Genomic DNA, 6,980 nt, shown 5'->3' on the forward strand with positions numbered 1-6,980 from the left:
CGCTGGCAAAGGTGATGTTGTCATCATCGACAAATGTCGCAGCGCATTAGATATAAACGGCTCTGGCAAAGCCCAAGGCGCATCTGCGCGGCAAGGCCATCGGATTATCGAGGTTCTGTTGCAAGCCGTTGCAACTGCCTCGCGAACAACGTGCAGAATAGGTGAGAGTTGGTACACCGCCGAAATCAACAAAATAACAGCAGGTAAGCAACTCTTCCGCGCTAATGTCTACTAGATGGCCATTGCGCGCAACGATATCGATTATTCCTTACAAAGCTTAGGCATCCCTGGGCCAAAGGCCGGACGCATAAACCGCACCATCCAGGACACCATCTTCAAGCGCTTCGAACTATCCCTGATTTTGTCAGAGCTAGAATTCGCGAAGCGTCTCAAGACCCTCAACCCCGACTCACTGACAATTTGAGGTCGCCGTTTTGAGACCATTCCTTCTCGGTAGGAAGGTTGTTCGCCCTCCAGTGAGTAGACTGAAAGGCACCCGAAATTGCTTGACCGTGATGTGATGGGTCGCAAAAGCATCATGATCTGGACGTGTATTTATCCTTTGTTGCACTAAATTCACGCCAGAGAAGCACAGTTGTAAATTAAATTAACTTCGCCAATCGCAGTGAGATGCTAGAGCTCCGATGACACTGGTCTGCCGATGACGGGCGGGGAGCCGTAGCCTCACAGGAGGAAACTGTGGTGCGCCTAGGACAACATCCAAACGAATGGCTACGGAGCAGAGACTATGGAACGCCGGCGAACGACTGCTGTCACTGAATTTCGAGCGCTTTCACCTAGAGTGTTCGACCAGCTCTGTTTGTTACCCAGGATGAATTTCCCTGAGGCTGCCAGGGAGGCGTTTGCGGTCGAATTTGCCCGTTTTCTCGACCAGACTGATGGTATCGGAAAACCCAAGCAGTTGTTCGACCTGCTATCTGCTTTTGCCCTCAATTTTGATTGTCCGTGGATCGCCTATGGCTCTCTTGCACCAGACCGAAAAGGGTTAAAGCCGGTGCGCGGCGATCCGGCTGTCATGTTCAATTACCCTGAGGAATGGCGGGAGCGCTATTTCGAAATGGGTTATCACAAGATAGACCCCACTATCAAGAGAAGTCGAAGGCGAATAGAAGCCCTTCGTTGGAGCGAGGTGTACAACGACGAAAGCACGACTGAAGACGGAAGACGCGTTTTGGACGAGGCTGCCACGTTTGGCTTAAGGTCAGGCATTAGCGTTCCGTTGCACGGCCCCGACGGCAGCTTTGCGATTATGAACTTTGCTCAGCCTTGGAATAGTGAATTCCGCAATAGAACAATCACGTACTTCCAACTTGCGGCGTTACATTTCCATCTGAGAGTCACTGAATTCACGAAGTCGACTGCCGCCGAAAGCACTTCTAAGCTTTCGTCAAGAGAAAAAGAGTGCATACTATGGACGGCGAGAGGTAAATCATCGTGGGAAATAGGAAAGATTCTGGGGATATCTGTAAATACCGTCAATTTTCACATAAAAAATGTGATGAGGAAAATGGATGCTAATAGCAGAATAGCCGCAGCCGTAGAAGTTCTAAAGCGTGGCATAATAGAAGTATAAACGTGAAATGATGCACAAGATATTTTTTGTTGGCATGCGATGTGTTGCGGTTGAGAACGGCATCCTTACACTTGGGGATATCGTCGGCGGCTTCATTTAACGAGACCCGGGACAACCGGTTGCCGGGCAATCCGCAGGGGTGGTCGAGCGCATTGTTCTCGCACGAGGCCATAATCTGGGCCCCGCCATAAGCGGCCATCGCCGCGGACAGGATGCGGGTGATCGGCAAGCCCGCGCGGATGCGCCGGACAAGCTGGCGCACCGCGAGTCTCCTTGCCGGGCGGCGTCTTGCTGGGACACAGGATCACGGCGGTCGCGGCATCACAGAGTAGATCGGCAGGAAGTATCGCTCGTAGTGGGCGTTGAAAAGCGAGAGCTGCTGATGGCCGGGAACGACATCAGCCGCGTCGGCGATGTCGAGTGTCAGGCTTTTGGGCGGCACGGCTTAGTTCGACAGCCAAAGATCGACCAGCACCCAGCCGAGCCGGATGACGCGCAGGTCTGCCAGATTCTCTAGGCGCGAGCAGGTCGGCTGCGAGCACAGATCAATCCCGCTGTCGAAAAGCCCGCAGCTAGCTTTAAGGCTGGGTCGGTGCGCAGCCGATCGAGATCGTTGGCATCCTCGTAGCCGCAAGTGGCCGCAAATGTCGCATTGCCTCAAGGAGAATGTTACCGAGCGGGTTGGTTGCCTCACTTAGAATGTTACCCGTGAAGGGGATGTCGCCATGATGCCTTCATCACCAGGGAGGCATCATGACAGCGCTGGAACACAATGGGCATTTAAAGCTCGAGGAGGAGATACACCCATGTTGATGAGCGCCGCGACGATCGACCGCTTGCTCCAGATGCTAAGGCGCAACATGCGTACGAAAAAGAAGCCAAGGGTTGTGTGCTCTGGCCGCCGCCAAGCCCTCAAAGCGCCGATAACCCATGAGCTTCTGTACAACGGTGCCATTTTTCTGCTCGATCCACGCTTGGTCGTTCTTGCGATGCCGTGACCAAGGCAATATTCGATCAGCCTGTTGTTGACGAACTCCCTGCCATTATCCACATCCAGCGCTCTCAGGGCAAAGGGCAAGCCGATGCGGATGCGCTCGAGTGTCTCGACCACGAAGGTGCCTTCTCGGACCACGATGGGCGCGCCTCCGTCCATCCGCTCGCGATATCGGTCAGAACCAGGCTGTGAACGCAACTACCGCGGTTGGCCTCTCCGCAATGAGCGACCAGGCCCATTTCCATGCTCCCGGGACGCGGATCGTTCAGTCGGCAAAGGTGCGCATTTTGACGCGCCGCCGGGGCTCTGGCATCGCGCCCCCACGGGGCATAGGCTGTTCGTGAACTTCTTCCAGCCCTCGTCAAGCTGGCTGCCAAGCAGCGCGACGGACCGAAGGTGGCTAAGCGCTATCATCCGCCGCAGACGCCCTGCCAACGTCTCCTGCAGGCGGAGGCTATCCCGGTGGCGGCCAAGAGCAAGCTGAGCGAAATCGCCGCCGACCTCGATCCGCTGAAACTTCTGGAGGAGATGCGAGCTGTGCAGGCTTACCTGGCGGCGCTGGCTGACGGCGAAACACCGCCACCGGCGGCCGCCCAACTTAGCCGCCTTCGTAGCAGGCCTATCGAGCGCCTGACATGCGGGCGAGATCTGTCCGACCTTCCCTATCGAAGCCAAACCGCGTTACCTGCGCAGTCTACAAAAGATCTCGACACAAACCCTGACTGCGGCTCCCATCGCCGCGCTCAAGCCGGTGACCCCATCCACTCCTGCCGCGACAGCCGCGAAAATGCAGGAGAAGCCGAAGCCTGTCTACGCCGAGCCTGGCCAAGCCCGCTTCCAGGCGCTCCGTATGGAGTGGCCGATCGTTTGTCGCCGATTGGAGGAATTCCCCAACATCAACGCCACGCAGCTCTTGGAGACGGTGACCAAAATCGGGCTCAATCCCGTCTGCAGCGAGCCGAACACGGAGCCCGCTCGGACGAAGCCGACAGTTGAAAGCACACGTCCAGATCGCTTCCCGGTGGCCTTCAGGTGGCGAGCGCTGGCCATCCGTTAGATGGTCGCTCCGGCGGCTTCGCGCAAGCTTGGGTAACCATGAAAGTGCCGTCGGCTTTGTCGGGTCCGCGACATTGCGGTGTTTCAGCACGCGCCCTGCCGCACTCCCATTGAAGCCCTTGAATAATATGCAAGACAGTTCTGCTGCGGCCCTTATGCGCAATTGGCGCGTCTTATGCTTCATCGTCGCCAGGCGGCAGGATCTGCCGACCGATATGACGTCGCTCAAAGGACCAAGGGAAAAGAACATGTCAGGTCTGCACCAGATCCGCCCGCTACAGGAGGAGGTGTCGGCAATCCACCAATACGCGCCGCCCTCGTCGACCTCCGGCAAAAAGGTCCTCCCATCATCGGCTGCTAGCAAAAGTGATCCACGGGCTGCTCCTGATTGCAGCGGAGCACGAGGCTTGCCCTGCATTCTCGCGGCAAAGGAAGGCTCGGTAAAAGACCGAGAACTTGAGAGCGCTCCGCGTAAGTTATCAATTGAGCTTTCGCTTAATTTTAAGAGGGAACAATGAGCAGATTTCTTGGCCTTTATGTTGATCACCAAATGACTTCGCCCTTGGCAATGGCGCAGCATTCGGCGAAGATCAAACCACTTGCAACCGACCTAGCGAGAAGCGGAGTTCTCCTTGTGACGACCTGCTTACGAGTTGAGGCCTACGGTGAGGAGCCCGCGCTCAGAAATATAGACAGCAGCAAGATGTTTTCTGGCTGTCCATTCGAACACATTAAAGGTACGGTCCCTATTACCCAGCGTCTCGCCGAGATTGCGTCGGGTGCTCATTCCCAGATCCTCGGCGAGAATTACATCAGCGATCAACTCGCGAAATCTATCGACCTTCTTGATCCAAACCTTCCGATTTTCCAAATCGCACGGCTGGCAATTGATATAGGTCGCGCCTCGCGCGAGCGGCAGGGGTTTATTGCATCCTTCAACTACGATCAGATCGTCCGAGACATCATAGCTGATCGGTTTCAGAATGGAGAGCTACCCGACCGCCTTTACATGATCGGGGCGGGTATGTTGGGTCGCGAGTTGATCAGGAGTGGTGTGGGAGAGCGATTCCGTTCAACAGTAGTCGTAACGCGGAACCCTAAGAACCTTCGCAAACGTCTCCGCCCCTGGACTGACATAGAAGTTTCGCTCATGCGCCCGGCGGAGATTGGGTCTGTTCGTGAACCTCGGTCGATAGTTGTGGTCGCAACTGCCGATGTCAATGATGAATATCAAGCCACTCTTCGCAAAGCGCTTCTGCGTTTGGAGCCGCGCACCATAGTGGATCTGTCGTCAATCCCGGTGCTGTCGGCCGCAGCATTTAGAGAGCTCAACTACGTGACCATGTACGATGAGGAATTCCTTAGGTTCATCGAGAAAAATAATAAACATTTATCTCCGCGACTATCGGTCTTGTGTTCCGATATCGAGAAAACACTCAGAACGGCGCAAAGCTATCTTTCCGGTACGGCAGCATAGCCTGCAGCAGTCCTGCCCGATTCCAACAGGTTGCCTGGATCAGGATCGTTGGTTACAACCGCGGACTGTATCCGGCTTCATGATGCGGCTGGACAACGTCCTCGCCGCGAGGCGCGATGGATTTTCGCGCGCTCATCGGCCCCCAAGACATTGGCCAAGCCAACCCCACACGCCAGGTTTGGGAAACGACGAAAATGACCGTTTCACCATCTCCTGCCATTTTGCTGCAATTGCCGAGGTAAGACCTCTTTTTTGTCGTTCCTTCGTTTGCCGCTTCCCCTTAAGCTGCTTTCATGGAGGGTGGGGACTCGTGGAATGTGCTGCCCGAGAGCATGGCCCACATGATCCTTGCATTTTGTTGGTGAGCGCGACAGCCACGGCGCGGTTTGTCGCAACGTCTGAATGGGAGTGCGGAGAGATCTGGCGCGAGGCTAATCACGCGGCAAGGATTTGGAATTGGTCGGCCTGGGAATGTGAGCCATTCTATGCCGTTTAGGATGATTGCGCTGATGCTGGTGATTGAAGCCGAGCATTGACGGATGCGGCGCGCTTGACAATGGTCGATGGTCTGTTCGATCCGGTTATTCAGGTATTTACTCTTGCTATCCGGATCGGCTTCAGCGCTTCAGCCGACGCCGGAAACGATCTGCGATTTATGATGTCACAGGAAGCGATAGCCTCCTGGTTGGTCTGGCCACCATCGACTTCGACGCAGTCGGGCCAGCCATGACGTGCCAGCGCTTTTCTGAAGAACCGCTTGGCCGAGGGCAGGTCAGCAGGTCACGCTGCACGCTACGCAAAGATACATCCACCGGCCGCGGACCTTGATGGAAGTCTCGTCGGCATGCCACTTACGGGTCACGCTATGCTTGCGTCGACGGCGATCCCCCGCTCCGCCATCATCTCCTGAAGGTCATGCAGGCTGAGATTGTAGGCCAGCTACCAGCGCACGCAAAGTAGGATCACTGGCGGCCCTTGAACATTCCAATTCCCCAAAAATGTCGAAGGGGTCTTGCCATGGCGCCGGTACATGCCTTGGTTTTCCCTCTGATGACACCACCCAAACTTCATGACTTGCCAGCCGCTTTCTGCTATGAGGGAATGCGTCAACTACCATATGCCGTAGTATCGGCGCTTGCCTGGAAGTGGTAGTTACCATGCTGGCTCAGCTGACTGGACAGCTGTATTGACACGTATAACGAGTTATGGCGGCAGAATCGTTAAGCGAAGGAAATATTGCCTGAGCTCAATTTTACTTTCAGTTTGAGGATTGAAATATGATTTTACCCGTGGAGATCGTCGACCTCTCGCAGAAACCAGATTTGTTAGAAACAATAGCTGACAGAATTTGGCATGCATGGAGGAGTCGCGAAGGTTTAAGATTTCAGGATGTTGTGCAGAAGTTCATTGACATACTGATATCTAAAGTCGAGTTTACCTTCGTTGCGCACCGTGATGGTGAGTTCCTCGGGACAGCATCAGTTGTGACATCGGATATGCCTGAAAGGCCAAATTTAACTCCCTGGATTGCTGAAGTCTGGGTCGAACCAGAGTTTCGCAAACATCGAATAGGATCACGTATGCTTGAAGCTGCCGAGATGCGTGCCTTCAACGCAGGTCGGCGAGCTCTTTATCTATATTGTGCTCCTGCGCTTAGGCCATTCCACAGCAGCAACGGCTGGACGGAGATCGAGCTAGGTGTCGGCAAGGACAACGTCTGCATCTTCAGGAAAAACAAAATATCTGGAGCTGTTTGATGTAGCCTTGGGGGCTAGATCTAGCTGTTTAGTCCCGGCATTTGCTGGAGCGGATCGAGTTTGAAGCGTTCCGGTTGTGACGCCCACGCCTTGCAGATGAAC

At 54.9% G+C, this 6,980-nt stretch carries 4 protein-coding genes and 2 pseudogenes; 3 read left to right on the forward strand and 3 right to left on the reverse strand.

Annotation, left to right across the window (positions count from 1 at the left end):
- Positions 1–748 precede the first annotated feature (748 nt).
- Entirely contained in the window at positions 749–1,594 is an 846-nt protein-coding gene (locus AC0L26_RS31055) for a LuxR family transcriptional regulator (RefSeq protein WP_473635967.1), read from the forward strand.
- Between the two features lie 76 nt (positions 1,595–1,670).
- Here AC0L26_RS31055 and AC0L26_RS31060 read toward each other — a convergent pair.
- A pseudogene (locus AC0L26_RS31060) lies at positions 1,671–2,239 on the reverse strand (transposase); the annotation flags it as partial.
- A 106-nt stretch (positions 2,240–2,345) separates the two neighbouring features.
- Positions 2,346–2,705 carry a hypothetical protein gene (locus AC0L26_RS31065; RefSeq protein ID WP_473635968.1) on the reverse strand — a complete coding sequence of 120 codons (360 nt, stop codon included), beginning with the start codon at positions 2,703–2,705 and terminating at the stop codon, positions 2,346–2,348.
- Positions 2,706–4,158: 1,453 nt separating this feature from the next.
- Between AC0L26_RS31065 and AC0L26_RS31070 the strand changes: the two genes are divergently transcribed.
- Positions 4,159–5,121 carry a Rossmann-fold NAD(P)-binding domain-containing protein gene (locus AC0L26_RS31070; protein ID WP_473635969.1) on the forward strand — a complete coding sequence of 321 codons (963 nt, stop codon included), beginning with the start codon at positions 4,159–4,161 and terminating at the stop codon, positions 5,119–5,121.
- 648 nt (positions 5,122–5,769) lie between these two features.
- Here the strand turns inward: AC0L26_RS31070 and AC0L26_RS31075 are convergent.
- A pseudogene (locus tag AC0L26_RS31075) lies at positions 5,770–6,060 on the reverse strand (IS6 family transposase); the annotation flags it as partial.
- A gap of 338 nt (positions 6,061–6,398) precedes the next feature.
- Between AC0L26_RS31075 and AC0L26_RS31080 the strand changes: the two are divergent.
- The gene (locus tag AC0L26_RS31080) at positions 6,399–6,878 is read left to right on the forward strand and encodes a GNAT family N-acetyltransferase (RefSeq protein ID WP_473635970.1); all 480 of its coding nucleotides are present in this window, start codon (positions 6,399–6,401) and stop codon (positions 6,876–6,878) included.
- Positions 6,879–6,980 lie beyond the last annotated feature (102 nt).

This window comes from Mesorhizobium sp. WSM4823 (genome assembly GCF_055811195.1).

Excerpts from the sequence above, each read along its gene's own strand:
- AC0L26_RS31070 (WP_473635969.1), top strand. The coding sequence starts at position 4,159 with ATGAGCAGATTTCTTGGCCTTTATGTTGATCACCAAATGACTTCGCCC.
- AC0L26_RS31055 (WP_473635967.1), top strand. The coding sequence starts at position 749 with ATGGAACGCCGGCGAACGACTGCTGTCACTGAATTTCGAGCGCTTTCA.
- AC0L26_RS31080 (WP_473635970.1), top strand. The coding sequence starts at position 6,399 with ATGATTTTACCCGTGGAGATCGTCGACCTCTCGCAGAAACCAGATTTG.